The 25782-nt window shown below is 67.8% G+C and carries 23 protein-coding genes and 1 riboswitch; of the genes, 12 read left to right on the top strand and 11 right to left on the bottom strand.

The features are described 5' to 3' along the window. Window positions 1-33: 33 nt before the first annotated feature. Window positions 34-1083, bottom strand: coding sequence for an SPFH domain-containing protein (locus tag AC1RVW_RS17010; protein ID WP_081268227.1), 1050 nt, complete (start codon window positions 1081-1083; stop codon window positions 34-36). A 180-nt stretch (window positions 1084-1263) separates the two neighbouring features. Here AC1RVW_RS17010 and AC1RVW_RS17005 point away from each other — a divergent pair, with 180 nt between their 5' ends. From AC1RVW_RS17005 to AC1RVW_RS16990, 4 genes are all read left to right on the top strand, one after another. Then, window positions 1264-3612 (top strand): NADP-dependent malic enzyme, encoded by a 2349-nt coding sequence (locus AC1RVW_RS17005; protein ID WP_493201262.1) that lies wholly within the window; start codon window positions 1264-1266, stop codon window positions 3610-3612. Between the two features lie 181 nt (window positions 3613-3793). After that, window positions 3794-4207 (top strand): guanyl-specific ribonuclease, encoded by a 414-nt coding sequence (locus tag AC1RVW_RS17000; RefSeq protein WP_081268225.1) that lies wholly within the window; start codon window positions 3794-3796, stop codon window positions 4205-4207. Between the two features lie 50 nt (window positions 4208-4257). Then, window positions 4258-4683, top strand: coding sequence for a barstar family protein (locus AC1RVW_RS16995; protein ID WP_086011111.1), 426 nt, complete (start codon window positions 4258-4260; stop codon window positions 4681-4683). Between the two features lie 77 nt (window positions 4684-4760). Continuing rightward, the gene (locus AC1RVW_RS16990) at window positions 4761-4910 is read left to right on the top strand and encodes a hypothetical protein (protein ID WP_493201259.1); all 150 of its coding nucleotides are present in this window, start codon (window positions 4761-4763) and stop codon (window positions 4908-4910) included. 58 nt (window positions 4911-4968) lie between these two features. Here AC1RVW_RS16990 and rsmA read toward each other — a convergent pair whose 3' ends face one another. Genes rsmA through AC1RVW_RS16975 form a run of 3 tightly spaced genes read right to left on the bottom strand, consistent with a single transcriptional unit; the run spans window position 4969 to window position 9753 of the window. Continuing rightward, complete coding sequence (gene rsmA, locus AC1RVW_RS16985) at window positions 4969-5733, bottom strand: 16S rRNA (adenine(1518)-N(6)/adenine(1519)-N(6))-dimethyltransferase RsmA (RefSeq protein WP_493201258.1); 765 nt, start codon at window positions 5731-5733, stop codon at window positions 4969-4971. A gap of 4 nt (window positions 5734-5737) precedes the next feature. After that, a complete protein-coding gene (locus AC1RVW_RS16980) occupies window positions 5738-7138 on the bottom strand; it encodes a peptidylprolyl isomerase (RefSeq protein ID WP_106936306.1) in 1401 nt (466 codons plus the stop codon). Window positions 7139-7158: 20 nt separating this feature from the next. Then, window positions 7159-9753, bottom strand: a complete 2595-nt coding sequence (locus tag AC1RVW_RS16975; RefSeq protein WP_493201256.1) for an LPS-assembly protein LptD — start codon at window positions 9751-9753, stop codon at window positions 7159-7161. A 237-nt stretch (window positions 9754-9990) separates the two neighbouring features. Between AC1RVW_RS16975 and AC1RVW_RS16970 the strand changes: the two genes are divergently transcribed. The 5 genes from AC1RVW_RS16970 (at window position 9991) to AC1RVW_RS16950 (ending at window position 17019) form a co-directional block, all read left to right on the top strand. Beyond that, window positions 9991-11169, top strand: a complete 1179-nt coding sequence (locus AC1RVW_RS16970; protein ID WP_493201254.1) for an aminoglycoside phosphotransferase family protein — start codon at window positions 9991-9993, stop codon at window positions 11167-11169. Between the two features lie 69 nt (window positions 11170-11238). Continuing rightward, complete coding sequence (locus AC1RVW_RS16965; protein ID WP_493201252.1) at window positions 11239-11976, top strand: 16S rRNA (uracil(1498)-N(3))-methyltransferase; 738 nt, start codon at window positions 11239-11241, stop codon at window positions 11974-11976. A gap of 83 nt (window positions 11977-12059) precedes the next feature. Beyond that, window positions 12060-13415: a M20/M25/M40 family metallo-hydrolase gene (locus tag AC1RVW_RS16960; protein WP_493201250.1), complete on the top strand. Its 1356-nt coding sequence runs from the start codon at window positions 12060-12062 to the stop codon at window positions 13413-13415. Between the two features lie 102 nt (window positions 13416-13517). Next, a complete protein-coding gene (locus tag AC1RVW_RS16955; RefSeq protein ID WP_081268219.1) occupies window positions 13518-13979 on the top strand; it encodes a YidB family protein in 462 nt (153 codons plus the stop codon). A gap of 190 nt (window positions 13980-14169) precedes the next feature. Then, window positions 14170-17019, top strand: coding sequence for a DUF4132 domain-containing protein (locus AC1RVW_RS16950; RefSeq protein ID WP_493201248.1), 2850 nt, complete (start codon window positions 14170-14172; stop codon window positions 17017-17019). Here the strand turns inward: AC1RVW_RS16950 and AC1RVW_RS16945 are convergent. Beyond that, on the bottom strand, window positions 16991-17866 hold the full coding sequence (locus AC1RVW_RS16945) for an alpha/beta hydrolase (RefSeq protein WP_493201246.1): 876 nt from the start codon (window positions 17864-17866) through the stop codon (window positions 16991-16993). The genes AC1RVW_RS16950 and AC1RVW_RS16945 overlap by 29 nt on opposite strands. Further along, window positions 17863-19374 (bottom strand): M20 family metallopeptidase, encoded by a 1512-nt coding sequence (locus AC1RVW_RS16940; protein ID WP_106936299.1) that lies wholly within the window; start codon window positions 19372-19374, stop codon window positions 17863-17865. The genes AC1RVW_RS16945 and AC1RVW_RS16940 overlap by 4 nt, the downstream gene beginning before the upstream one ends. Window positions 19375-19466: 92 nt before the next feature. Here AC1RVW_RS16940 and AC1RVW_RS16935 point away from each other — a divergent pair, with 92 nt between their 5' ends. After that, on the top strand, window positions 19467-20258 hold the full coding sequence (locus AC1RVW_RS16935; RefSeq protein ID WP_493201244.1) for a DUF72 domain-containing protein: 792 nt from the start codon (window positions 19467-19469) through the stop codon (window positions 20256-20258). Window positions 20259-20295: 37 nt separating this feature from the next. Here the strand turns inward: AC1RVW_RS16935 and AC1RVW_RS16930 are convergent, their stop codons facing one another. Then, complete coding sequence (locus AC1RVW_RS16930; protein WP_081267856.1) at window positions 20296-20793, bottom strand: bactofilin family protein; 498 nt, start codon at window positions 20791-20793, stop codon at window positions 20296-20298. 112 nt (window positions 20794-20905) lie between these two features. Between AC1RVW_RS16930 and AC1RVW_RS16925 the strand changes: the two genes are divergently transcribed. Next, on the top strand, window positions 20906-21826 hold the full coding sequence (locus AC1RVW_RS16925) for an ion transporter (RefSeq protein WP_493201241.1): 921 nt from the start codon (window positions 20906-20908) through the stop codon (window positions 21824-21826). On the opposite strand, the gene AC1RVW_RS16920 is transcribed toward AC1RVW_RS16925, so the two are convergent. From AC1RVW_RS16920 to AC1RVW_RS16905, 4 genes are all read right to left on the bottom strand, one after another. Beyond that, on the bottom strand, window positions 21771-22358 hold the full coding sequence (locus AC1RVW_RS16920; protein WP_493201239.1) for an IMPACT family protein: 588 nt from the start codon (window positions 22356-22358) through the stop codon (window positions 21771-21773). The genes AC1RVW_RS16925 and AC1RVW_RS16920 overlap by 56 nt on opposite strands. A 36-nt stretch (window positions 22359-22394) precedes the next feature. Continuing rightward, complete coding sequence (gene metW / locus AC1RVW_RS16915) at window positions 22395-22985, bottom strand: methionine biosynthesis protein MetW (protein ID WP_081267859.1); 591 nt, start codon at window positions 22983-22985, stop codon at window positions 22395-22397. After that, window positions 22982-24229, bottom strand: a complete 1248-nt coding sequence (gene metX / locus AC1RVW_RS16910) for a homoserine O-succinyltransferase MetX (RefSeq protein ID WP_234382202.1) — start codon at window positions 24227-24229, stop codon at window positions 22982-22984. The genes metW and metX overlap by 4 nt, the downstream gene beginning before the upstream one ends. Before the next feature lie 218 nt (window positions 24230-24447). Next, complete coding sequence (locus AC1RVW_RS16905) at window positions 24448-25011, bottom strand: TMEM165/GDT1 family protein (RefSeq protein WP_493201236.1); 564 nt, start codon at window positions 25009-25011, stop codon at window positions 24448-24450. Window positions 25012-25030: 19 nt separating this feature from the next. Beyond that, a riboswitch (yybP-ykoY riboswitch) is annotated at window positions 25031-25209 on the bottom strand. 259 nt (window positions 25210-25468) lie between these two features. On the opposite strand from AC1RVW_RS16905, the gene rbp reads away from it, so the two are divergent. Beyond that, window positions 25469-25782, top strand: a 314-nt coding sequence (gene rbp / locus AC1RVW_RS16900) for an RNA-binding regulator (protein WP_493201234.1), incomplete at its 3' end; no start/stop codon positions are given.

Genomic DNA, 25782 nt, shown 5'->3' with positions numbered 1-25782 from the left:
GAGTAGCGACACGAAGTGCGCGAAGCCTGCGGGTTAGACCAGCTTCTTGAGCAGCTCGGCCTTCTTGGCGTCGAACTCTTCCTGCGTGAGGATGCCCTTGGTCTTGAGTTCGCCGAGCTTCTCGAGCGTGGTCATCACGTCGGTGGGACTCACCACGGCCACGGCAGGCTGCTGCTGGGTCGCCGCGGCCTGGGCGGCCGCATTGGGGCTCAGGCCCTGCGCGAGGTTCTGCGCCAGCACCTGGCCGAGCGCCACGCCGGCGCCCAGGCCCATCGCGTCGCCGGCAATGCCGCCGCCGTTGGCCGCGCCCTCGGCGAACTTGGGGATGGCCTGCGCCGTCTGGTACTGCATGAACTTGCCCATGTCGTTGCCGACCATGCCCATGCCGATCTTCTGGTCGAGGATCTTCTGCAGCTCTTCGGGCAGAGAGACGTTCTGGACCGTGATGTTCTCGAGCTTGATGCCGATCTTCTCGAATTCGGGCACCAGCTGCGCGGCCAGCGCCTGCGCGAACTGGATCTGGTTGGCCGCCAGGTCGAGGAAGGGCACGCCGCTGGAAGCGATGGCGTTGCTGATGTTTTGCAGCACCAGGCCGCGCAGCTGGCCGTCGAGGTCGGCCACGCTGTAGATGTCGCGCGTGCCGGAGATCTCGGTGTGGAACAGCTTGGCGTCGCCGATGCGGAAGCTGTAGTTGCCGAAGGCCCGCAGGCGCACGGCGCCGAAGTCCTTGTCGCGGATGGTGATCGGCTGGGGCGTGCCCCACTTCTGGTCGACCTGCTGGCGGGTGCTGAAGAAGTAGACGTCGCTCTTGAAGGGGGATTCGAAGAGCTTGTCCCAGTTCTTCAGGTACGTGAGCACGGGCAGCGTCTGCGTCGTGAGCTTGTACATGCCGGGGCCGAACACGTCGGCCACCTTGCCTTCGTTGACGAAAACCGCCACCTGGGATTCGCGAACGGTGAGCGATGCCCCGTTCTGGATTTCCATCTCCGCCATCGGGAAGCGCCAGGCCAGCGTGCCGTCGCCGGTCTCGGTCCACTGGATGATGTCGATGAACTGTTTCTTGATGAAATCCATCAGGGCCATAGTCGCTCCTCTTCAGGTGTTTTCAGGTTTTTGTCCGAACTGTGCATATTGCCACACCGATTTGACCGCGCAGCCGTGTCTTTGGTCATGGGCCGCACAGGCCATCCGGCGTAGGGCGCCAATGACGCGAGGTCTACAATCGGCGCCCCCAGAAGAAGCGCCACCAGGAGCTACAGGCACATGTCCGATTCGACCCCTTCGACCTCATCGACTCCCACGCCCGAAGACAAACGCGCCGAGTTGCGCCGTGCCGCCCTCGAGTACCACGAGTTTCCCGTCCCCGGCAAGATCGCCATCGCGGCGACCAAGCAGATGGTCAACCAGCGCGACCTGTCGCTGGCCTACTCGCCCGGCGTGGCCGCCCCCTGCGAGGAAATCGTCAAGGACCCGGCCAACGCCTTCAAGTACACCTCCCGCGGCAACCTCGTGGCCGTCATCAGCAACGGCACCGCCGTGCTGGGCCTGGGCGACATCGGCCCGCTGGCGTCCAAGCCGGTGATGGAAGGCAAGGGCGTTCTCTTCAAGAAATTCGCGGGCGTCGACGTGTTCGACATCGAAATCGACGAGAAGGACCCGGCCAGGCTGGTGGACATCATCGCGTCGCTGGAGCCGACCTTCGGCGCCATCAACCTGGAAGACATCAAGGCACCGGACTGCTTCTACGTGGAGCGCGAGCTGCGCAAGCGCATGAAGATCCCGGTCTTCCACGACGACCAGCACGGCACTGCCATCACGGTGGCGGCGGCCATGGTCAACGGCCTGAAGGTGGCGGGCAAGAACATCGCCGACGTGAAGCTGGTGACTTCGGGCGCGGGCGCCGCGGCGCTGGCCTGCCTGAACCTGCTGCTCAAGGTCGGCCTGAAGCGCGAGAACGTGTTCGTGACCGACCTGGCCGGCGTGGTCTATGAAGGCCGTACCGAGCTGATGGACGACGACAAGCGCCAATACATGCAGAAGACCGACGCGCGCAAGCTGTCGGAGGTCATTGCCGGCGCCGACGTGTTCCTGGGCCTGTCGGCAGGCGGCGTGCTGAAGCCCGAAATGGTGGCCAGGATGGCCGCCAAGCCGGTGATCTTCGCGCTGGCGAACCCGAACCCCGAGATCTCGCCCGAAGACGCCCATGCGGTGCGCGACGACGTGATCATGGCCACCGGCCGCACCGACTACCCGAACCAGGTCAACAACGTCCTGTGCTTCCCATACATCTTCCGCGGCGCGCTCGACTCGGGCGCGACCACGATCACCGACGAGATGGAAATCGCCGCGGTGCACGCCATTGCGGACCTGGCGCAGGCCGAGCAGAGCGAGCGCGTTGCTGCCGCCTACGTCGGTGAAAAGCTGTCGTTCGGCCCCGAATACCTGATTCCGAAGCCCTTCGACCCGCGCCTGATGATGAAGATCGCGCCGGCCGTGGCCAAGGCGGCGGAGGAAAGCGGCGTGGCCACGCGTCCCATCAAGGACATGGACGCCTACCGCGACAAGCTGCAGAGCTTCGTCTATGCCTCGGGCACCACGATGAAGCCGATCTTCGAGACCGCACGCCGTGCCGCCAAGAAGCGCGTGGCCTACTGCGAAGGCGAGGAAGAGCGCGTGCTGCGCGCCGCGCAGATCGTGGTCGACGAAGGCATCGCCCGCCCGACGCTGATCGGCCGCCCGGCCATCATCGCGCAGCGCATCGAGAAATTCGGCCTGCGGCTGAAGGAAGAGCTGGACTACGACATCGTCAACGTCGAGCAGGACCACCGCTACCGCGACTTCTGGCAGACCTACCACCGCATGACCGAGCGCAAGGGCCAGACGGTGCAGACCGCCAAGATCGAGATGCGCCGCCGCCTCACGCTGATCGGCGCGATGCTGCTGCACAAGGACGAGGTCGACGGCATGATCTGCGGCACCTGGGGCACCACGCTGATCCACCTGCACTACATCGACCAGGTGATCGGCAAGCGCCCCGGCGGCTGCCAGAGCACCCCGCAGGACGTGCCGGTGTACGCCTGCATGAACGGCCTGCTGCTGCCCGACCGCCAGGTGTTCCTGGTCGACACGCACGTCAACTACGACCCCTCGCCCGAGGAACTGGCCGAGATCACGACGATGGCGGCCGAGGAAATGATGCGCTTCGGCCTGAAGCCGAAGGCGGCGCTGCTGTCGCATTCCAATTTCGGCACCAGCAACGAGCCCAGCGCCATCAAGATGCGCAAGACGCTCGAACTGCTGCGCGTGCAGGCCCCCTGGCTCGAGGTGGACGGCGAAATGCACGGCGACGTGGCGCTGGACAGCAAGCAGCGCGCGGTCGTCATGCCGCACAGCGCGCTGGCGGGCGACGCCAACCTGTTGGTTTTCCCAAACATCGACGCCGCGAATATTTCATACAACCTGCTCAAGACGGCGGCGGGCGGCAACATCGCGATCGGGCCGGTTCTGCTCGGCGCGGCCAAACCTGTGCACATTCTCACGGCCAGCGCGACTGTTCGCCGCATCGTGAACATGACAGCCTTGACAGTGGCTGACGCAAACGCCGAAAGATAGGCTGTTTGGCGAGAGTGGCCGCCAACTTAAAACGCCATTCGATGCCCCCGCGACTGCTCAAACTTTGGGCAGTCGCTTGCTATTTTCGCCAGCGTGGTGCACACTCGCGGGCTTGAATTTGCGGGTTAACCCCGAGGTTGATCGCCAATTCGAACCCCCCGCTCTTTTCTTGTGGTGCCCCATGGCGGCTTACGCCTCGATCACGTCCTCTGTCACAAAGTTTGCGCTTACCAGCCTGTTGCTGGCGGCGTTGACGACGGGGGCCGAGGCCCGAGGTTGGTTCGGCGCAGGAAAAACGCCCGCCGAGGAAACGATTGCACTGTCCGAATTGCCGGTGCAAGGACAGCAGACCTATCAGGCAATCCTCAGCGGCGGCCCGTTTCGTTATGAGAAGGACGGCGTTGTATTTGGCAACCGCGAACGCCTCCTGCCAGCGGCACGCCGCGGCCACTACCGCGAGTACACGGTGCAGACGCCCGGCGCGCGCAACCGTGGTGCACGGCGGATCGTCTGTGGCGGCGAGCAGCGCACGGCGCCCGAAGCCTGCTGGTACACGGCGGACCACTATGCGAGTTTCAGACGGATTGCACCATGAGCGATGAAAACGACCTGAGCGGCGCACCAAAGCGCCCCGAAGAAATGATGATGACTATGGAAAGACCAGCGGAGATGACCTTATCCCTTCGTGCCGTACGCCCGAACATCGTGCAATCGATCCGCGCGTTCCGCGTGAACGACCTGCAGGACGCTGCCAACGCAGCCGGCCAGCACTTCTTGTATGCGAACCTGGGCAACGCCCAGACCAAGCAGGACGTGCTCGACCTGATCGCACAGCAGTTCACGTTCCCGGCCCACTTCGGGAAGAACTTCGACGCGCTGTACGACTGCATGACCGACCCGTTGCATAAATCGGGCCCGCAGCCAGGTTTCGTCATCGTGCTGGAGCAAATTCCGGCCAACGCCAAGTTCGACAAGGAAGCGCGCGAGCAGCTGCTCGACATCTTCCGCGACGCCTCGGACTACTGGGGCGACCGCAAGGTCCCGTTCCGCTGCTTCTATTCTTTTCTGTAGCCCGTTCTGCATCCACCAGCCAAGCAGAACGGGCGAACGAGGCTCAGCCGAACGCTGAAACCCTCGATGGCATCGACGTGAACAACACCTCCGCAACCGCAACGGCCGCCGCCAGCACCGAGCCGGCCGGCGAAAAAATGCCGACCGACAAACTGGTCGACGTTTCGCCTCTTGCCCTGCGCATGAGCAGCCCCTTCAATGCGGGTTACTGGCTCGCCGCCGCCTGAACACAAGCGACGGACAGCGCATCAGCCCAATTGAAAAAGCCCGCTCAGCGGGCTTTTTTCATGGGGCGACGGCCTGGGCCAGGGCGACGTATTCGTCGACGGGCACTTCCTCGGCCCGCCGCTGGACATCGAACTCGCCCTCGAAGCCGTGTTCCTGCAGCCACTTGCCCAGCGTATGGCGCAGCAGCTTGCGGCGCTGGCTGAAGGCCACCTGCACGATCTCGCCCAGCCGCGCGGCATCGAGCGCCGGCGGCGTGGCCAGCGGCACCATCCGCACCACGGCGCTGTCCACGCGCGGTGGCGGATCGAAGCTCTCGGGCGGCACGAACAGCACGTCTTCCATCTTGTAGCGCCACTGCAGCATCACGCTCAGGCGGCTGTAGTCCGATGTGGCGGGCTTCGCCACCATGCGGTCGATCACTTCCTTCTGCAGCATGAAATGCTGGTCGGCCACCAGGTGGGCATAGCCCAGAAGGTGGAAAAGGATGGGCGTGGAGATGTTGTAGGGCAGGTTGCCCACGACGCGCAGCGGCTTGCCGGGAAACCGTTCGGCCAGCGCCGCGAAGTCGACCTTCAGCACATCGGACTCGATCACCTCGAGCTGGGCGTGCTCGCGCAGCCGCTTGGCGAGGTCGCGGTCGAGCTCGATCACCGTCAGGCGGCCCAGCCGCTCGACCAGCGGCTGCGTCAGCGCGGCAAGCCCCGGTCCGATCTCGACCATGGCATCGCCGGGCTGCGGCGCGATCTCGCGCACGATCGCATCGATGATTCCCCCATCGGACAGGAAATGCTGTCCGAACCGCTTCCTGGCGATATGTGCCATCAGATCAGGACTGCGGCGGATCGCGGTATTCGACGTAGGCGCGGGCGCGCACTTCCTGCACCCAGGTGGAGAAGGCTTCCTCGACACGCTTTTCGCGCAGCGCGGCGCGCGCGGCTTCGCGCTGCTCGGACTGGCTGAGCTTGGCGTCGCGGCGGCCTTCCACCTGGATCAGGTGCACGCCGAAGCGCGACACCACCGGATCGCTGATCTCGCCCGGCGCGAGGCGGTCCATGGCTTCCTCGAACTCGGGCACGAACTGCCCGGGGCGCGACCAGCCGAGCTCGCCGCCGTCCTTGGCGCTGGCGTCCTGCGAGTTGTCGCGGGCCAGCCCGGCGAAGTCGGCCGTGCCGGCCTGCACCCGGCGCTTGAATTCGGCCAGCTGTGCGACCGCCTGCGCCGTGGTGCGCTTGGGATCGTTGAGCAGCAGGATGTGGCGCACCTGCGTCTGGGTCACGGTCGCGTCGCCTGAGCCGATCTGGGCCTTGGCGAGCACCTTGAGCACATGGAAGCCGGCGCTCGATCGCACCGGCCCGGCGATGCCGTTCACCGCCGTCGATTGCGTGGCGTCGACGAACAGCGGCGGATAGCGGTCGGCGCTGCGCATGCCGATGGCGCCGCCGTTGGCGCGGTCGGGTGCATCGGAGTTCTCGCGCACCAGTTTGGCGAAGTCTTCGCCGGCGCGGGCGCGCTGGGCGATGTCCTGCGCCTTCTTCTGGGCCGCGGCCACCTGGGCGTCGGTGGCGTTCTCGGGCACGGCGACGAGCACCTGCGCGAGGTTCAGGTTCTGCAGCGCCGCGTTCTTGACGGCCTGGTTGCGCTGGTCAATCAGGTATTCGTCGGCCTCGGCATCGCTGATCTTGACCTTCGACTCGACCTCGCGGTCGCGCAGCCGCGTGAGCAGCAGCTGGTCGCGCAGGTCGCGGCGGAACTCCGCCTGCGTGAGGCCTTCGGCGATCACGCGGCGACGCAGCTCGGTCAGGCTGATTTCGTTCTGGCGCGCGACCGTCTGCTCGGCCTGGTCGATCGCCACGTCGTCGACCTTGATGCCGTTTTCCTTGGCCAGCTGCAGCTGGGCGCGCTCGGAAATCAGGCGCTCGAGCACGAGCCGCGTGAGTTCGTTGCGCGGCACGCGTTCGGCGTCCGGGTTTTCCTTGATGAGGCGGTCCACCCGCGTCAGCACCTCGGTGTTGGTGATCGGCTCCGAGTTGACCAGCGCGACGATGAATTCGGCGGAGCGCTGCACCGGCGCGGTGTTGGCGGGCGCCGCGGGGCGGGCCGCCGGCGGGCCCAGGCGCGGGCCGGCGCGCATGATGTCCGTGATGCCGGAGTGGAAGCCTTGCGCGCCCGCCGCTGCGGCCATTGCTGCAAGGCAGCCCAGTGTGATGATGGAACGGAAGTGTTTCATGGCGTGCTCAGTCAGTCGTCTCAGTCGTAGTTGGTGAAGCGGCTGGGCGCTTCGCCAGGTTGGCGCAAGGGTTCATAGCGCTGGATGTTCTGCCGCAGCGCCTGCATCGGGCTGGAGCCGATGCTGGAGAAGCCGATGAATTCGAGCTGGAACATGATGCGGGTGTTCGCCGTCACCAGGCCGGTCGTGGTGCGCTGGAGCACCACGCGGCCGATCCAGCAGCAGCCGTCGTACTCGAAGCCGAGCACGCCGTCGGTGATCTTCTTGCCGTCCAGGTCGTAGTTGAGGCGGCCGACCGCATACCAGCGTCCGCCGCCCTGGCCCTTGCCGGGGCCCAGGTTCTTGCCCTTGTCGCCCCACAGGTCGTTGATCGGCCACTGCCAGCCCACGTCGAACGACTTGCTGCCGTCGGTTGCGGTGGGCGTGGTCGGCGCCTGGTAGCGGAAGGCGGCACTGAGGTTGTGATACGGCTCGGGGTTGTACCGGGCGCTGATGGCAGAGCGCTCGGACTTGCGCGTGTCGGGGTTGTACTGGACGAGGGTGTCCACGCTCCACTTCGGCGTCCAGTTGATCTGGCCGCCGACGAGCAGGTCGCTCGCGCGGTCGGTCACCGGCGTGCCGCCGGGCAGCACGACGTTCTGGTTGCTGAAGCGCAGGCGCTGCGCGATGCCGAAGCGCGCCGCCTCGACGCCGGTGGACGGATCGATCAGGCGCGAGGTCACGCCGAGCGTGAGCGCATTCGTGTCCGAGACCCGGTCGCCGCCGGAGAACGCGTTCTCGGTGTAGATGGTCGCGAAGCTGAAGTCGTTGGCTGCCGAATCGTAGTTCGGCAGCATGTTCTGGTTGCGGTACGGCGTGTAGACGTAGTAGGCGCGCGGCTCCAGCGTCTGGCGGAAGGCGCGGCCGAAGTAGCTGGCGTCGCGCTCGAAGATCAGGCCGCTGTCGAGGCTGAAGGTCGGCACCGTCCGGGTGCTGGAGGTCGGGTAGAAATACAGCGAGTTCGGGTTGTAGGGGATGCCGCCCACGTACTGCGTGCCGTTGACGGTGAGCTTGGGAATGTCCGTCTGCGGCAGGTAGTAGTTGTAGGTGGCCGCGTTCAGCATCAGCTTCGGAATGACGAAGGAGCTCGGCGTGATGAAGGGCCGGCTGATCGAGGCGACGGCCATGGCACGGTCGCCATCGGGCTGCGACTGCTGGTTGGCGTCGTAGCCCGGCTGGCCGTTCAGGATCGTGTTGACCCGGAAGTGCGTGTAGTCGAGGTTGAGCGATACGTCGAAGCCGTGCCAGTCGTACTTGTTGTAGTTGGCGGTGATCTGCGGCATCCGGTCGTAGGCCGGCGTGATCGGCGACAGGTTGTACTGCAGGTTCTGGTACTGCAGCGCGCGGATGCCGCCGCTCCAGTCGCCCTTGGCCCAGTTGAGCGAGGCGTCGTTGGGCAACTGGCGCTGCGCAAGCGACGGCGTGCGCGTGAAGTCGCGCCAGTAGTCGTTGTCGCTCACGCGGTTGATGCTGATGTTGGCCGACAGCGAATCCAGGCCGAGCGCCTTGGCGTCGAAGTCCTGGTGGTGGGTGGCCCAGAGGCCCCAGCGCCGGGTGCTGCCCGGACCGTTGCCGAGCGCCAGGTTCTGCGGCTGGATCTGCCCGCTGATGAGCTGCTGCAGCTGGCTGCTGCGCAGTTCGTTGTAGCGCTGGCCCACCAGCCGGTCGCTGCCCATGAAGTCGAGGCGGACGGTGCCCTTGTAGTCCTTCTCGAGGTAGCGGAATTCGTTGCTGAAATCGACGCCGCGCTTGCTCATGATCGTCGACGTGATCGTCGCGTCGCGGTTGGGCGCGATGTTCCAGTAGTACGGCTGCGAGATCTCGATGCCGTTGGTGTTGTCGATGCCGACGGTTGGCGGCAGCAGGCCGCTCTTGCGCTCGCTGGACAGCGGAAAGCTCACGCTGGGAATGGGCGGCGTGGTGATGCCCATGAAGCTCAGGCGCGCGTTCTTGGCGACGCCCTCGTTCTCCTCGGTGTCGGTGGTCAGCGTGGTCGCGGTCAGCAGCCAGGCCGGCATCCAGCCGGGGAAGTCTTCGCGGCGGCAGGTGGTGTAGGTGGCCTGGCGGGCCACCGACACGTTGGCGTCGACGAAGTCGATGCGCTGCGCCTCGCCGTGCGCCTCGTTCGCGAGGAACTGGTAGCGCACGTTGTTGAAGAAGCCCTCGAAGGTCTCGAGCTTGAGCTGCAGCTCGGGCCCTTCGTAGACGTTGCCGCCCTGGTTGACCCGCACGTTGCCGGTGGCCTTGGCCAGGTCGTTGGGCTGGTAGTACTCGAGGCGGTCGGCGGTGATGCCGAGCGCGCCGCGGCGCAGCGTGGCGTTGCCCTCGACCACGGTTTCCAGGTCGGGGCGGCCGGAAATGCGGTCGCCGGTGACCAGGCTGGGCAGCTGGCCGCGCTCGTTGGGGGGAATGGTTTCCGTCAGCAGCGGCGTGCGCTTGAGCGTGAGCGGCCCGTCCAGGCTGGGGGCCTGCTGGGCGGAAGCGCCCTGCGCCTGGAACAGCGCCAGGGACAGCACGGCCAGCGGCAGCGGCGGGCTGGCGCGCCGCGGGCGAGGCAGCGTGGTGCGTCGGCGCATCACGCCTCCCGCCCGGCCGTTCCGAGGAAAGCCCGCGACTCTCCGGCGGAGGGCAGCGAGCGCACAAGGTGCCAAGCGTGAGGGCGTTGGGTCGTAGGCATCGGTTCGGAACGAAGGATCGTCGGGGGAGACGGCGCGGCAGGCCGGCGGGTTGCAGGTGCCGGCGGCAACCCGCTTCGGCCGGAAGCCGGACGAGCGTGGTTGCCGCGCCAGGCGGATTTGTAGAATCGATTATCCATGACAGCACCCCCGACCCCGGCCCCATTGGCCCCAAGTCCCGCCGAGCCCATTCTCTGGACGGATCCGAAACGGGCCGAAGTGTTCCAGGGCTGGCTGCACGGCATCGCCTCCGCCCAGCGCCTGTTGCCGGACACGGTCCGGCTGGCCTCGGTGGACGCGAGTTTCAGGCGCTACTTCCGCATCGACACCACCGATCCGGCCGCGCCCACGCGCATCGTGATGGACGCCCCGCCGGACAAGGAAAACAGCGACCCCTTCGTGCAGGTGGCAAAGCTGATGGCCGAGGCCGGCGTGCTCGCCCCCACGGTGCTCGAATGGGACCGGCCCCACGGCTTCCTGCTGCTCGACGACCTGGGCCGCCAGACCATGCTGGACGTGCTCGACCCCGCCCGCCCCGACGCGAGCCGCCCGCTCTACGACGAGGCGATCGACGCGCTCATCCGCTGGCAGCTGGCCTCGAAACCCGGCGTGCTGCCGCCCTATGACCGGGCGCTGCTGGAGCGCGAACTCGCCCTGTTCCCCGAGTGGTACATCGGCCGCCACCGCGGCATCGCCGTCGAGGGCAAGCTCAAGGAGCGCCTGGAGCGCAGCTTCAAGCTGATCGTCGACAGCAACCTCGCGTCGCCCAGCGTCTATGTGCACCGCGACTTCATGCCGCGCAACCTCATGGTGAATGTGGCCCCCACGCTCGGCACTGGCGTGTCCTCGCTGCCCCCCGAGGGGGCGCTCACCGCCTTGGGGCGGCCCGGCGGCGGCTCGGGCCCCAGGCTCGGCGTGCTCGACTTCCAGGATGCGGTCTACGGCCCCATCACCTACGACATCGCCAGCCTGATGCGCGACGCCTTCCTCAGCTGGGACGAGGAGTTCGTGCTCGACATCACCATCCGCTACTGGGTCGCCGCGCGCAAGGCCGGCCTGCCGGTCGACGAAGACTTCGGCGCCTTCTACCGGGCCGTCGAATGGATGGGGCTGCAGCGCCATTTGAAGGTGGCCGGCATCTTCGCGCGCATCACGCTGCGCGACGGCAAGCCCCGCTACCTGGCGGACACGCCGCGCTTCATCGCCTACATCCGCGCCACCGCCGGCCGCTACATGGAACTGACGCCGCTGGTGCGGGTGATCGATGAAATCGAGGGCACTTCGGCCATCACCGGCTTCGCCTACGGCCGTGTCTGAAGGAAAACTGAAAAAGCACCATCCTGTGACGCCCGCGCAACGGCCGTTCGCAGCTATCGATTCCATAGCATGCCGCGTTTTTACTGTTCCGTGCCGCTGAGCGCCGGCACCAGCCTGGCGCTGCCGCCGGGCGCCGCGCGCCATGTGCAGGTGCTGCGGATGCAGCCCGGCGACGCGCTCACGCTTTTCGACGGTGCGGGCGGCGAGTACACGGCCACCGTCGAGCGCATGGGCCGCAGCGACGTCGCGGTGACCGTCGGCGCCCACCAGCCGGTGGAGCGGGAAGCATCGCGCGCCGTGCACCTCGCGGTCGGCATGCCGGCCAACGAGCGCATGGACTGGCTGGTCGAGAAGGCCACCGAACTGGGCGTGTCGAGCATCCAGCCGCTGGCCACCGCCCACGGCGTGCTGCGCCTGTCGGGCGAGCGCGCCGAGAAGAAGCGCGCGCACTGGGAGGCGATCGCCGTCGCCGCCTGCGAGCAGTGCGGCCGCAACCGGGTGCCCGTGATCCATCCGGTGCAGGCGTTCTCAGCCTGGATCGGCGCGCAACGGCAGCCGGACGCCGATGCCGCCGAGCGCCTCGTGCTGAGCCTCGCCGACGGCACTCGCGGGATCGGCTCGGTTCCGGCGGGCGGCGGCCGGGGCGTCCTGGTGCTCAGCGGCCCCGAAGGCGGCCTGAGCGGCGCCGAGGAACACGAAGCCATCGCCCGGGGCTTCGCGCCCATCACCCTTGGTTCGCGCGTGCTGCGCGCCGAGACGGCGGCGCTCGCCGCATTGGTGTCGCTCGCCGGACTTCCAGCCGATTGAGGCGGTGTTTTCCGCGAGGCGAACGCCGAGCGCTTTGGGAACAATCGTTACTTCTTTAAGACAAAAGAAGGACTTTTGCTTCCATGCCCCGCCTGTCCCGCGCGCTGCGTCCCGTTTTTCTAGCGCTTGCCGCCCTCTGTGCGGCGCAGGGCGCCCAGGCCCAGAATCCGCCCGCCGTGCAGGCGCAGGTGGTGGTCGGCCCCGAGGTCGACAAAGCCTATGCCCAGCTGATGGCCTCGCCCCGCATCCAGAAGCTGATGGATGCGGTGAAGGCCGACCACGAGCGCTCGATCGATGACCTGAAGGCGCTCACCGAAATCGAGGCCCCGCCCTTCAAGGAGCACAAGCGCGCCGAAGCCTTCCTCGCCCGCATGAAGGCGCTGGGCCTGCCGCACGCGAAGATCGACGCCGAGGGCAATGTGGTCGGCCTGCGCAAGGGCACGGGCAACGGGCCGATGCTGCTGGTCTCGGCCCACCTCGACACCGTGTTCCCCGCCGGCACCGACGTGAAGGTGAAGGAGCACGAAGGCCGGCTCCACGCCCCCGGCATCGCGGACGACACGCGCGGCCTGGCCGTGCTGCTGTCGTGGCTCAAGGTGCTGAACGACAACAGGATCCAGACCGTGGGCGACCTGATGTTCGTCGCCAACGTCGGCGAGGAAGAACTGGGCAACCTGCGCGGCATGAAGGCGATCTTCCGCGACCACGTCGACATCGACGGCATGGTGGGGCTGGAGCCGTCGGCGCCGGGCAGCGTGCTGATACTGGGCACCGCGAGCCACCGCTGGGAAGTCACGTTCCAGGGCCCGGGCGGCCACAGCTTCGGCGCGTTCGGCCAGGTGCCGAGCGCCATCCACGGCATGGGCCGCGCCATCGCAAAGATCGCCGACGTGCGCACGCCGAGCTTTCCCAAGACCACGTTCACGGTCGGCACGGTGGGCGGCGGCACCTCGGTGAACACCATCGCGCCCGATGCGCGCATGGCCATCGACATCCGCTCCGACGACATGGCCTCGCTGCTGGAGACCGAGAAGAAGATCCTCGCGGCCGTCGACGAAGCCGTGGCGGAGGAAAACAAGCGCTGGAACGTGAGCACGCTGAGCGCGAGCGTCAAGCTCATCGGCGATCGCCCCGGCGGCCGCACGCCGCCCGACTCGGTCATCGTCGAGGCCGCGGTGCGCTCGAACGCGGCCTTCGGCCACAGGACGCTGCTGCGCGGCGGCAGCACCGACGCCAACGTGCCGATCTCGCTGGGCATCCCGGCCATCATCATCGGCGGGGGCGGCAAGGCGTCGGGATTCCATTCGCTGAGCGAGTCCATTGACATGACGGATGCATGGAAAGGGGCGCAGAATTCGCTCGCCACCGTGCTGGGGCTGGTGGGCGTGCAGGGGGTCAGCCCCGCGCTGCTGCCCAAACGGGCGGTGCGTACCAAGTAATTTGTCACGCTGCCAGTTCGAAAGTGAAAGTGCAGCTTCCAGCTCGGGGTCCGCGGCATTTAACAATGCTCACCGGTTCTGTCACACACCAAGGAAACGGCCATGGGATTGCTCGATTCGGTACTCGGTCAAGTGCTGGGGGGCGCTGCGCAGCAGCAGCCGCAGCAAGGCGGCGGCCTCGGAGGGCTGGGCGATCTCGGCGGACTTGCCGGTGCACTGGGCGGCCTGCTCGCCAACAACGGAGCGCAGGGCGGCATTGGCGGGCTGGTCTCGAAATTCGAGCAGGCCGGCCTCGGCAACGTCATCGGCTCCTGGATCGGCAAGGGAGAGAACCAGCCTGTGACGGGCGACCAGCTGCAGAACGCGCTGGGCAGCGACACCATCGCGAACATCGCTTCCAGGCTGGGCATCAATGCGCAAACGCTGCTGCCGATGCTCGCCACCATGCTGCCGGCCCTGATCGACCAGCTCACGCCACACGGCAAGGTGCCGGAGCAGGGGCTCGGCAACCATGAAGACCTGCTGGGCTCGCTCAGCGGCCTGCTGCAAGGCAAGCAGTCCTGAAAGAAAGACTGCCGTCTCCAGACTCGGCGCCCGCAAGGGCGCTTTTTTTCGACCTTTTTCTGCTCCAGCGCCCTTGGCCGACAATGCCGCTCGCATCAATTCGAGGTAAGACGGCATGGCGGGCGGTGGCAAATCGAAGGTAGAGGGTTGGCAAGCGCGGCCCGATGGCACCGTCCGGTGGTCCAAGAGCATGCGCGAGGCGCTTGCGCAGTTCAACGACCGGCCCTGCGGCCATTGCGGCGGCCTGCTGTCCGATGAGCGCAGCCTGGCCGACAGCCTCGACTTCTTCCGCCGCCACCGTTCCAGCTTCTATCCGCCGCGCGCGGCCCGGCTGCGCATGCTCGAGATGCACGGCGCAGGCGCGGCCGAGCTGTTCTTCGAGCCGTCTCCGCACAAGGAAGAAGTGGCCGACCTGCTGGCCATCCAGGACGAGGCCGTGGTCCGCTTCTTCGTGGCGCAGGTCAAGCAGATCGACTGCAAGAACGCGCTCGTCAAGCAGGCGGCGCGCTGGCCGCTGTTCGTGCTGCGCGAGCTGCTGTCGGCGAACCCCGCGCGCCACCAGGCCGGTGCCGCGCTGATCCTGGAACTGCTGGCCGCCAACCCCGACTGGCAAGCCCCGCTCGAAGCCGCCTGCGACGAAAGCCAGCGCGACACGCTCACGCGCCTGCAGGAAGACAGCTCCGGCGGCGTGGCCGAAGCGCCGCCGGCCGCCTGGCCCGCGCTGCTCAAGCGCCCGCCCTGGAAGAACCGGCAGGCGCTGCCCGTCATTCCCGTCCTGGCGCTGCAGCCCCTGCCGCCGGCCGCGTCGCTGCACTGGCAGAACCTGCAGCCGCCGCAGTACCTGCAGGCCACGGGCGACGTGTCCGGCTGGCTGGCGCGCGAGGTCCGCGTCTCGCGCGAGCGCGCCGACGAATGGGCAGGCGAGTTCACCCGCCACCAGCCCGACGCGCCGGCGCATGTGCGCGAAGGCGGCCACGCGCACAAGGCCCTGTGGATGCTGGGCCTGCGCCCGGAGCTGATCGACGACGTCCTGGTGAACGGCAGGGCGGTCGGGCCGGACGACTTCGGCCCGCTGCCCGACGCGCGCTGGGGCGCCGCCGAATACCTCTGGCTGCTGCCGCAGCCGCTGGCCGTCGCGGTGTTCACGCACGGGCCGGCGCCCACCCACTACATGGACGACGTCTCGCGCGTGCGCCCGATCCTGCATGCGTTCGGCGCCGCGGCGCTGCCGGGGCTGCAGCGCGTGCTCAAGCAGGGCTCTCGCGCGATGTTCGAGCTGGCCGCCGTCGTCGAATGGGACCCGCTCGCGGGCTGGATCGCCAGGGGCTTCCACACCAACCGCTGGGTCCGCCAGGAGGCGGGCGAGTGGCTGGCCCGCTACCCGGATGCGGCTGCGCGCGGCCTCGTGCCCATCGCGCTGGGCGAGCCCGGCGCCGCGCATGAAGCCGCGCAGGCCGCGCTGCGCTGGCTGCACGGCGCCGGCCATGCCGACGCGGTGCGCGACCAGGCCGCCGCCTACGGCCCCGAGGCCGCCGACGCCGTGGCGCAGCTGCTGGCCATCGCCCCCGAAGACCTGCTGCCCGACAGCCTGCCCGTGCTGCCGAAGACCCTGCCACTGGCCGCGCTGCCCCGGCTGATCCTCCGGCAGGGCGGCCAGGCACTGCCGCAGGCCGCCGTCCCCGACGTGCTGATGGCGATGATGCTCGGCAAGCCCGACATGCCCTATCCGGGGCTGGCCAGCCTGCTGGAGGCGCTCACGCCCGACTCGCTCGCACGCTTCGGCCGTGCGCTGCTGGCCTGGTGGATCGGCAACGGCCGGCCCGCCAGGGAGCGCTGGATGTTCGCGCTGCAGGGCCGCCTGGGCGACGGCGAGACCGCGCGCCAGCTCTACGGCCTGCTGCGCCAATGGCGTGCCGCGCTCGACCGCGTGCGCGCCTATGACGCGATGGCGATGCTCGGCGAGATCGGCAGCGACGCCGCCCTGATGCACCTGGCCGAACTCTCGCGCCAGACCCGCCATGACGACCTGCGCACCCGCGCCGACCGCATGCTGGGCGAGGTGGCCGAGCAGCGCGGCCTGAGCCTCGACCAGCTGGCCGACCGCACCGTGCCCGACCTGGGCCTGGACAGCCGCGCGCGGCTCACGCTCGACTTCGGCCCGCGCAGCTTCGAGATACGCATGGACCACGACTTCGAGCCGGTGGTGCACAACCGCGCCGGCAAGATGCTCAAGACCCTGCCCAAGCCCGGCGCGAACGACGACGCGGGCAAGGCCCAGGCCGCGGCCAATCAACTCAAAGACCTGCGCAAGCTCGCCAAGGCGGTGGCCGCCGCGCAGCTGCGGCGCCTCGAAGCCGCCATGTGCGCGCGGCGCCGCTGGGCGCCCGCCGAATTCCTGCCCTTCTTCGCCAACCACCCGGTGCTGCGCGTCTTCAGCCGGTCGCTGGTGTGGGGCTTGTTCGATGCGTCGAACCGGCTGGCCGGCACCTTCCGCGTCGGCGCCGAGGGCGAGCTGAGCGATCTGCACGGCGCCCCGGTCATGCTGGCCGACAACGCACGCATCGGCATCCCGCATCCGCTGGAGATCGCGGAGCTCGACCCGGCGCTGGCCGCCGCCTGGGCCGGCGTGCTGGCCGGCCACGGCATCGCGCAGCCCTTCGAGCAACTGGCGCGCCAGACCTTCGCGCGCGACGAATCGCTGCGCGCGCGCCGCGACATCCCGCACTGGGCCGGGCGCCAGGTGTCCAACGGTGCGCTGCTGGGCCTGGAACAGCGCGGCTGGATGCGCGAGGTGGGCGAAGGCGGCATGGTCGGCAGCTTCGGCAAGCCCGTGCCCGGCGGGCGCCGCATCCGACTGCGGCTGGCCGTCGGCTGGTTCGTGCAGGACAGCCCCGACGGCGCCGAACTGCAGACCGTGCAGTCCGTGGCGCTCGACGGCGCCGACGGCAGCATGCTGGGCGACTTGTCGCCGGTCGATTTCAGCGAGGTCGAGCGCGACCTGCAGCGTGCCGTCAGGCCCGCGGCGGAAAGCGCTGGTTGAGCCAGCGCTGCAGGGCCGCGAAGACCGGCTCGGCTTCGATTTCGTTGAAGATCTCGTGGTACAGCGTGTCGAAGCAATGCGCCTCGACCTTGCCGCCCGCCTCGACCTTGCCGCCCGCCGCGGCCGCGGCGAAGGCCCGGCTGGCCGACGGCCTCACGAGGCGGTCGTCGCCCGCGTAGAGCAGCAACGTGGGCACGGGCCAGTTGGCGGCGCGCTGCTGCACCGTCGCGCCCTCGTACGCCAGGAAGCGCGCGAGCCGGCTGCCGATGCGGTCGTGCGTGAGCGGATCGTCGCGGTAGGCCTGCACCACGGCCGTGTCGTGCGAGAGATAGTTGTCGTCCAGGCCGTTGCCCACGCGCAGGTTCGGCGCAATGCGCGGCAGCACCGCGAGCAGCGCCTTCTGGAAGCCGCTCAGGCCGGGGTCGAGCCCCGGCGATGACAGCACCAGCCCGTCGACCGGCCGCACCCCGCGCGCCACCAGGCTCGCCGCGACCAGCCCGCCCAGGCTGTGCCCCAGCAGCACCAGCGGCAGCCCGGGGTTCAGTCGGCGCGCATCGTCGACCACCAGCGCGAGGTCGTCGACCAGCCGCAGTTCGCTCGGCAGGCCGCCGCGCGCACCGGTCGATTCGCCGTGCCCGTGGTGGTCGTGCGCCCACACCGCGAAGCCCCATTCGTGCAGGCATTCCGCCAGCGCGTGGTAGCGGCCCGCATGCTCGCCGAGCCCGTGGACCACGACGATCACGGCGCGCGCCGGCCCGGGCGCCGGCAGGCGGCGCAGGGCGAGCGTCTCGCCGTCCGGCGTGGACAGCGACACGCGCTGCGGCAGAGGCAGCGCGGGGTCGTTCAAGCCGCCACCGGCTCCGATGCGGCGGCGCGGTGCGCAGCCGGCAGCGCCGCGATCACCTCGGCCACGGCGGCCGTGAGCTTCTTCGCGTACGGCACATGCAGGAACTCGTTCGGGCCGTGCGCGTTGCTCTTGGGGCCGAGCACGCCGCAGACCATCATCTGCGCCTTCGGGAAGCCGGCGCTGAGCATGTTCATCAGCGGAATGGTGCCACCCTGGCCGATGTAGCCGCACGACGCGCCGAAGTGCGCGCGCGAGGCCTTGTTGAGCGCATCCTCGAACCACGGCGTGATGGTCGGTGCGTTCCAGCCGGTGGCGCCGCCGCCGCTCTCGAAGGTCACGCGGGCCTGGTAGGGCGCGTTGTCCTCGAGCAGGGCCTTGAGCGTCTGCACCGTCTCGGCCGCATCCACCAGCGGCGGCAGGCGCAGCGAGAGCTTGAAGGCGGTGTAGGGACGCAGCACGTTGCCCGCGTCCTTCAGCGCCGGAAAGCCTTCGGCGCCGGTGACCGACAGCGTGGGCTTCCAGGTGCGGTTGAGCAGGGCCTCGACCGGGTCGGTGGTGGTGGGCAGCGCGAACATGGTCGAGCCGCCGCAGTCGTAGTGCGCCCACGGGAAGCGCTTGTAGACCTCGTCGCCCAGGATGGCGGCGGTGGCCTTGGCCTGCGCCAGCCGGTCGGGCGGCACTTCGCAGTGGAAGCTCGCGGGCAGCAGGCGGCCGGTGGCGCTGTCCTCGAGGCGGTCGAGCACCTGCCGCATGATGCGGAAGCTCGAGGGCACGAGGCCCGAGGCATCGCCCGAGTGGATGCCTTCGGTCAGCACCTCGACCTTGAGCGTGCCGCTGGCCATGCCGCGCAGCGAGGTGGTGAGCCAGAGCTGGTCGTAATTGCCGGCGCCCGAATCGAGGCAGATCACCAGTTCGACGTTGCCCAGGCGCGGACGCAGCGCGTCGACGTAGGGCAGCAGATCGTAGGAGCCGCTTTCCTCGCAGGTCTCGATCAGGCCGACGATGCGCGGATGCGCCGCGCCCTGGGCCTTGAGCGCCTGCAGCGCGGCGATGCTGGCGTACACCGCATAGCCGTCGTCGGCGCCGCCGCGGCCGTAGAGCAGGCCGTTCTCGTACTTGGGCGTCCAGGGGCCGAGGTCGTTGCGCCAGCCGGTGAACTCGGGCTGCTTGTCGAGGTGGCCGTACATGAGCACGGTCTCGTCCATGTCGGTGCCCGTGGCCGGGACTTCGAAGAACAGCACCGGGGTGCGGCCCTCGAGCCGCACGATCTCCAGCTTCAGGCCCTCGACCTTCTGCGCCTCGACCCAGGCGGCCGCGTTGCGCAGCACGGTCTCGAGGTAGCCGTTGGCCGACCAGTCCTTGTCGAAGCCGGGCGACTTGGCGGGAATGGCGATGTAGTCGGTGAGTTGGCGGACGATGTCGCCGTCCCATCGGGCGGTGACGTCGGACAGGGCACGTTCGGCGTCGAGCGTGCCGGCGGGCATTTCGCGGTGCAGGGGGGCGTTCATCGGTGGGTTCTCCGCGGGTGGACGAAAAGATGCATTTTGCGCCTTGAGGCGAGCGCGCGTAGAGTGCGGGCGATCTCAAAACCGGAGGCCATGTGAGCAAGTCAGCATCGACTCGGATCAAGGCAGATATCAAGGTGGGTATCGGCGGCTGGACCTACGAACCCTGGCGCGACAACTTCTACCCCAAGGGTCTCGCGCACGCGAAGGAGTTGAACTACGCGAGCCGCAGGGTCAGCGCCATCGAGATCAACGGCACCTACTACAGCACCTTCAAGCCCGAGACCTTCCGCAAGTGGCACGACGACACGCCGGCCGACTTCATGTTCTCGCTCAAGGCCTCGCGCTTCGCGACCAACCGCAAGCTGCTGTCCGGCGCGGGCGACTCGATCAAGCGCTTCATCGACAGCGGCGTGGCCGAGCTGGGCGACAAGCTCGGGCCGATCGTCTGGCAGTTCATGCCGACCAAGCAGTTCGACGCGGAAGACTTCGAGGCCTTCCTCTCGCTGCTGCCGAAGAAGGAAGGCAGCCGCGTGCTGCGCCACGTGATGGACGTGCGCCACGAGAGCTTCATGGTGCCCGCGTACAAGGCGCTCGCGAAGAAGCACAAGGTGTCGACGGTGTTCACCGACGCCGAGAAGTTTCCATCGTTCGAGGAGCCCGAGGGCGACTTCGCCTATGCGCGGCTCATGATGGCCAACGCCAAGCTCAAGGCCGGCTATGCGCCGAAGGCGCTGGACACCTGGGCTGAGCGCGCGCAGGGCTGGGCCGTGTCACCGAAGAAGCGCGACGTGTTCGTCTACTTCATCAACGGCGCGAAGGAAAAGGCACCGGCCGCGGCCGGTGCCCTGCTGGAGCGCCTGGGATGGGAGCCGCCGGCGGCCTGAATGAAGCCGGGCGGCGCGGGATGAACCAGAGACTGCGTCAGCCCTTGGCGCCGAAGCTGATCTCGCCCGACAGCTGGCCGCCTTCTTCGATCACGATCTTGCCGTAGCGGATCTTGCCGGTGACCTTGCCGGTGGAGTGGATGACGAGCTTCTCGCGCACCGTGAGGTTGCCGTCGAACACGCCGCGGATTTCGGCGATGTCTATTTCGGCCGAGCCCTTGAACTCGCCCTGTTCGGCGATCTGCATCAGGCGCGAATCCATGGTGGCTTCCACCAGGCCTTCGACCACGAGCGTGTCGCAATCGGTGATCTCGACGCCCTTGAGCTTGATGTTGGGGCCGACGGTGAGCTTGCTTCCGCCTTCCTTGGCGACGGGGGCCGCTGCATTGAGGCCGCCTTGCTGCGCGGTCAGCGACGAGGGATTCACAGGGGAACCGGAGAGGTTGGTGGCTGCGCCGACGAGCGGAGCGGGGCGGGAAGTCAGCGAATCGTTGTCTCGGTCACGCTTGCCGAAGAAGGGGGACTGTGTAGCCAATGGGGAGCTCCTCAAGAAAGGGGACTATCGTAAGAACGCACTCACGGCATGCGGCACTTCATTGCGCAAGAAGCGTAACTGAATAAGTCGTCCGCGACACGACAATCGCCTCATGACCCGCCCGACTCTCGAAGCCCTCTCCACACCCGCCGCCACCGACTTGCGGTTCGACAAGCCCTCTCACGGCTGGCGGCGCACGCTGTTCACGGTGATCTTTGAGGCCGACACGCGCGCGGGGCTGTGGTTCGACCTTGCGCTGATCGCGGTCATCGTCACCAGCGTGCTGGTGGTCATCCTGGACAGCGTGCAGTCGATCCGCGAGCACTGGCGCCCGCTGTTCAACGCGCTCGAATGGGTGTTCACCATCCTGTTCACGCTGGAGTACATCGCGCGGCTGTGCTGCGTGAACAAGCCGCTGCGCTATGCGCTGAGCTTCTACGGCGTGATCGACCTGCTGGCGCTGCTGCCGACCTTCCTGGTGGCCCTGGCGCCCGAGCTGGCCTACCTGATCGACGTGCGCATCCTGCGCCTACTGCGCGTGTTCCGCATCTTCAAGCTGTCGCGCTACTCGGTGGAGTACCGCGCGCTGGTGACGGCCGTGGCGTCGAGCCGGCGCAAGATCACGGTGTTCGTGGGCTTCGTGATGCTGGTGGTGCTGGTGATGGGCACGCTGATGTACGTGGTCGAAGGGCCCCAGCACGGCTTCACGAGCATCCCGGTGGCCATCTACTGGGCCATCTCGACGATGGCCACCGTGGGCTTCGGCGACCTCGTGCCCAAGACCGACCTGGGCCGCGCGATCGCCTCGGTGATGATGCTGCTGGGCTGGGGCGTGCTGGCGGTGCCCACGGGCATCGTGACGGCCGAGATGGCGCGGCGCGGGCCGAACGACGAAGCCGTGCCCGTGCCCGTGGCGCAGCGCGGTGTTCTTGCGATGACGGCGCCGGAATCCGTGCCTGCGGTGCCGGCGAAGCGGATTACTCCGTCGGCCAGGCGACGCGCCCTTGCGCAGCATCGCCGAGGCGGCCGATGAACGCATCGGCGTCGGGCTCGGGGAGCGCGAAGGCGAAGCGCACGTCGTCGCCGTGCTGCACGCTCTCGAGCACCGCGCCGGCCGAGGCGAGTTCGCGCCGCACCAGCCCTTCGAGCGCATAGGGCACGATGCATCGCAGGCTGCGCTGGCGCAGCAGCGGCACGAGCGTGGCGCCGAGCAGGGCCTGCGCCACCGCGTCGGTGTAGGCCCGCACGAGACCGCCGGCACCGAGCTTCACGCCGCCGAAGTAGCGCACCACGGTTGCCAGCGCGCCTTCGACCTGCTGGTGGCGCAGAACCTCCAGCATCGGCCGTCCCGCGGTGCCGCCGGGCTCGCCGTCGTCGTTCGCGGCCGACTGGCCGCCGGCCATCAAGGCCCAGCACACATGCGCTGCAGCGGGATGCTCCGCGCGCAATGACGCGACCACGGCCAGCGCGGCCGCGCGGTCGGCCACCGGCTGCACGCAGCCGATGAAGCGGCTTTTCTTGATGAGCAGTTCGCTGTGAACCGGCTGCGCCAGCGTGAAGCTCATGCGTTGCGGTCCACGTCCATCACGGGCATCAGGGGCTCAGCCGCCGCCGCGTTCGAACTTGAAGACCGCGGTGCCGGCGCGCGCATTGGGCAGCCAGCGCACGTCGCGGCCGTCCTGCAGGCCGAAGGCGTCGAGCACGCGCAGGTTGTTCTTGCCGGCCAGCACCTCGAAGTCCTTGAAGGTGCCGACGCGGATGTTGGGCGTGTCGTACCACTGGTAGGGCAGGCGGCGCGTCACCGGCATGCGGCCGCGCGCCACGCTCAGGCGGTTGGGCCAGTGCGCGAAGTTGGGAAAGGCGACGATGCCGATGCGCCCCACGCGCGCGGTCTCGCGCAGCATCACCTCGGCATTGCGCAGGTGCTGCAGCGTGTCGATCTGCAGCACCACGTCGAACGAGGCGTCGTCGAACATCGACAGGCCTTCGTCGAGGTTGAGCTGGATCACGTCGACACCGCGGCGTACGCACTGCAGCACGTTGCCGTCCGCAATCTCCACGCCGTAGCCGGTGCAGCCGCGCTCGCGCTGCAGCAGGTCGAGCAGGGCGCCGTCGCCGCAGCCGAGGTCGAGCACGCGCGAGCCCTGGGGCACCAATTGCGCGATCAGTCGTTGATGTTCGAGGTCGCTCATGCAGTGGTACTCCCCCCCAGGCTTGCCGCTTCGCGTGCTGCGCCAACCCCCTTCAGGGGGCCCGCGCCTTGGGGCGGCCCGGCGGCGCTCGTCTCCTTGGCGACGCGCTCGAAGTACGAGCGCACCACGCCCATGTAGCGCACGTCGTCGAGCAGGAAGGCGTCGTGGCCGTGCGGCGCGTCGATCTCGGCATAGCTCACGTTGCGGCGGTTGTCGAGCAGCGCCTTCACGAGTTCGCGGCTGCGCGCGGGCGAGAAGCGCCAGTCGGTCTTGAAGCTCACGAGCAGGAACTTGGCCGTGGCGTTGGCGAACGCGGTGCTGAGCTTGCCGCCGTGGCTGCGCGCGGGGTCGAAGTAGTCGAGCGCGCGGGTGATGAGCAGGTAGGTGTTGGCGTCGAAGTACTCGCTGAACTTGTCGCCCTGGTAGCGCAGGTAGCTTTCGATCTGGAACTCGACGTCCTGCGTGGAGTAGCGGTAGTCGAGCCCCGCGGCCTCGCCTTCGACGGCGCTGCGCAGGATGCGGCCGAACTTCGCGTTCATCACGTCGTCGCTGAGGTAGGTGATGTGGCCGATCATCCGAGCGATGCGCAGGCCGCGCTTGGGCACCACGCCGTGCTCGTAGAAGTGGCCGCCGTGGAAGTCGGGGTCGGTGACGATGGCGCGGCGCGCAACCTCGTTGAAGGCGATGTTTTCCGCCGTGAGGTTGGGCGCGCTGGCCACCACCACGGCGTGGCGCACGCGACCGGGGTACTGCAAGGTCCACGACAGCGCCTGCATGCCGCCGAGGCTGCCGCCCATGACGGCGGCGAGCGTCTCGATGCCGAGCGCGTCGAGCAGGGCGGCCTGCGCGTCGACCCAGTCCTCGACCGTGACCACCGGGAAGTCGGCGCCGTAGACGCGGCCGGTGGCGGGGTTGACGTGCATCGGGCCGGTCGAGCCGAAGCAGGAGCCGAGGTTGTTGACGCCGATCACGAAGAAGCGGTCGGTGTCCACCGGCTTGCCCGGTCCCACCATGTTGTCCCACCAGCCCTCGGAGCGGGCCTGGCCCTGGTAGACGCCCGCCACATGGTGCGAGGCATTGAGCGCATGGCACACCAGCACCGCGTTGCTGCGATCGGCGTTCAGGGTGCCGTAGGTTTCGTAGGCGAGCGTGTAGTCGCTGATCGATGCGCCGCTGCGCAGGGCCAGCGGGCCCGCGAACTGCATCGACTGCGAAGTGACGACCAAGGGAGGTGACGACGACATGAATGAAAAACCCGGCCTCGCCAAAAACGAGCCGGGTCTGCCGCGCCTGTCTTTAGCTGGATTTATAAAGCGCCCGCAAGCTGAAGCAAATCGGCGCAGCGCGAGTATATCCCCCAGGCTGCGCGCACTGCGTGTCGCTTCGCCAACCCCCTTCGGGGGCAACACCTGCGGCCCGGCGAAGCCGGTTCCGCGGTGTTTCTGGAAGGGGCTCTGCTTTCTTACCAGCCGATGATCATGATCACGCCCAGCACCAGGAAGATCGCGGCCGAGATGCCGTGCACGAGCTTGATCGGCACGCGGCGAACGATCTTGTCGCCCAGCCACACCACCGGCGCGTTGGCCAGCATCATGCCCAGCGTGGTACCGGCGACCACCCAGAAGTAGTCCTGCGTGAAGCGGGCGGCCAGCATGACGGTGGCGATCTGGGTCTTGTCGCCCATCTCGGCGAGGAAGAACGCGATCACGGTGGTGCCGAAGACGCCGAACTTGGACACGCCCGGGGCATCGTCGTCGTCGAGCTTGTCGGGAATCAGCATCCAGACGGCCATCGCGATGAACGAGCCGCCGAGAATCCAGCGCAGCACCTCGGGTCCGAGCCAGCGCGTGATGTAGTTCCCCACGGCACCCGCCAGGGCGTGATTGATGATGGTGGCGGCGAAGATGCCTAGGACGATCGGCCAGGGTTTCCTGAAACGGGCTGCGAGCAGCAGGGCCAATAGTTGGGTCTTGTCGCCCATTTCGGCGAGCGCGACGACGCCGGTTGCAACGAGAAAAGCTTCCATTTTTTGAACGTGGGGTTTCTTGGCCGAAGGACGCAATTGACCGTGCAACACCTTCGGCCATATTCCCGAAGTTGCACGGTCAAAGGTCTCGCCAGGTGTTTTCTCACTGCACGCGCCATGTCCTGTGGGGCAGGACAAGTCTGTTGACGCGGGCCCCTCTCGCAGATCGGAAGGCGGCTACTCCCCAATGACGGGCGAGATTCTACCTGTAGCGCCAAGGGCCTGACCCGATCTTGTAAGCGGGCGCTAGCTTTTGATTGTTTTCACAGGCGCTACCTCAAGAAGCAAATTCCTGCTTGCTTTTCGGATATTTCACCCATAATGCACGAGCCTCCCACTTCATTTTGGTGGGGAGGCAGTTCGGTGATCGGTCAGTTTCGCGCGACTCGACGCTCTCGTTTGAGTGATGCTTTCGGGACTCCATCGCTTTTCTTGATGTGTTTATAGGAGTCCCTTGATGGGCAACAAACTGTACGTCGGCAACCTGCCTTACTCGGTGCGCGACGGTGATCTCGAACAGGCCTTCGGCCAGTTCGGCGCAGTGACCAGCGCCAAGGTCATGATGGAGCGCGACACCGGCCGCTCGAAGGGCTTCGGCTTCGTCGAGATGGGCAGTGACGCGGAAGCACAGGCCGCCATCAACGGCATGAACGGCCAGCCCCTGGGCGGCCGCAGCGTCGTCGTCAACGAAGCACGTCCCATGGAAGCACGCCCCCCCCGTAGCGGTGGCGGCGGCTACGGCGGCGGCGGTGGTGGTTATGGCGGCGGTGG

The sequence above is a fragment of the Variovorax sp. MPBD4-3 genome (assembly GCF_058809745.1).
This window is presented reverse-complemented; position numbering and strand designations above follow the sequence as displayed.

Excerpts from the sequence above, each read along its gene's own strand:
- metW (WP_081267859.1), bottom strand. The coding sequence starts at position 22,985 with ATGAGCGACCTCGAACATCAACGACTGATCGCGCAATTGGTGCCCCAG.
- AC1RVW_RS16995 (WP_086011111.1), top strand. The coding sequence starts at position 4,258 with ATGACTATGGAAAGACCAGCGGAGATGACCTTATCCCTTCGTGCCGTA.
- AC1RVW_RS17005 (WP_493201262.1), top strand. The coding sequence starts at position 1,264 with ATGTCCGATTCGACCCCTTCGACCTCATCGACTCCCACGCCCGAAGAC.
- metX (WP_234382202.1), bottom strand. The coding sequence starts at position 24,229 with ATGTCGTCGTCACCTCCCTTGGTCGTCACTTCGCAGTCGATGCAGTTC.
- AC1RVW_RS16940 (WP_106936299.1), bottom strand. The coding sequence starts at position 19,374 with ATGAACGCCCCCCTGCACCGCGAAATGCCCGCCGGCACGCTCGACGCC.
- AC1RVW_RS16905 (WP_493201236.1), bottom strand. The coding sequence starts at position 25,011 with ATGGAAGCTTTTCTCGTTGCAACCGGCGTCGTCGCGCTCGCCGAAATG.
- AC1RVW_RS16980 (WP_106936306.1), bottom strand. The coding sequence starts at position 7,138 with ATGAAACACTTCCGTTCCATCATCACACTGGGCTGCCTTGCAGCAATG.
- AC1RVW_RS16920 (WP_493201239.1), bottom strand. The coding sequence starts at position 22,358 with ATGAGCTTCACGCTGGCGCAGCCGGTTCACAGCGAACTGCTCATCAAG.
- AC1RVW_RS16965 (WP_493201252.1), top strand. The coding sequence starts at position 11,239 with ATGCCGCGTTTTTACTGTTCCGTGCCGCTGAGCGCCGGCACCAGCCTG.
- AC1RVW_RS16950 (WP_493201248.1), top strand. The coding sequence starts at position 14,170 with ATGCGCGAGGCGCTTGCGCAGTTCAACGACCGGCCCTGCGGCCATTGC.
- AC1RVW_RS17010 (WP_081268227.1), bottom strand. The coding sequence starts at position 1,083 with ATGGCCCTGATGGATTTCATCAAGAAACAGTTCATCGACATCATCCAG.
- AC1RVW_RS16925 (WP_493201241.1), top strand. The coding sequence starts at position 20,906 with ATGACCCGCCCGACTCTCGAAGCCCTCTCCACACCCGCCGCCACCGAC.
- rsmA (WP_493201258.1), bottom strand. The coding sequence starts at position 5,733 with ATGGCACATATCGCCAGGAAGCGGTTCGGACAGCATTTCCTGTCCGAT.
- AC1RVW_RS16955 (WP_081268219.1), top strand. The coding sequence starts at position 13,518 with ATGGGATTGCTCGATTCGGTACTCGGTCAAGTGCTGGGGGGCGCTGCG.
- AC1RVW_RS16960 (WP_493201250.1), top strand. The coding sequence starts at position 12,060 with ATGCCCCGCCTGTCCCGCGCGCTGCGTCCCGTTTTTCTAGCGCTTGCC.
- AC1RVW_RS17000 (WP_081268225.1), top strand. The coding sequence starts at position 3,794 with ATGGCGGCTTACGCCTCGATCACGTCCTCTGTCACAAAGTTTGCGCTT.
- AC1RVW_RS16975 (WP_493201256.1), bottom strand. The coding sequence starts at position 9,753 with ATGCGCCGACGCACCACGCTGCCTCGCCCGCGGCGCGCCAGCCCGCCG.
- AC1RVW_RS16970 (WP_493201254.1), top strand. The coding sequence starts at position 9,991 with ATGACAGCACCCCCGACCCCGGCCCCATTGGCCCCAAGTCCCGCCGAG.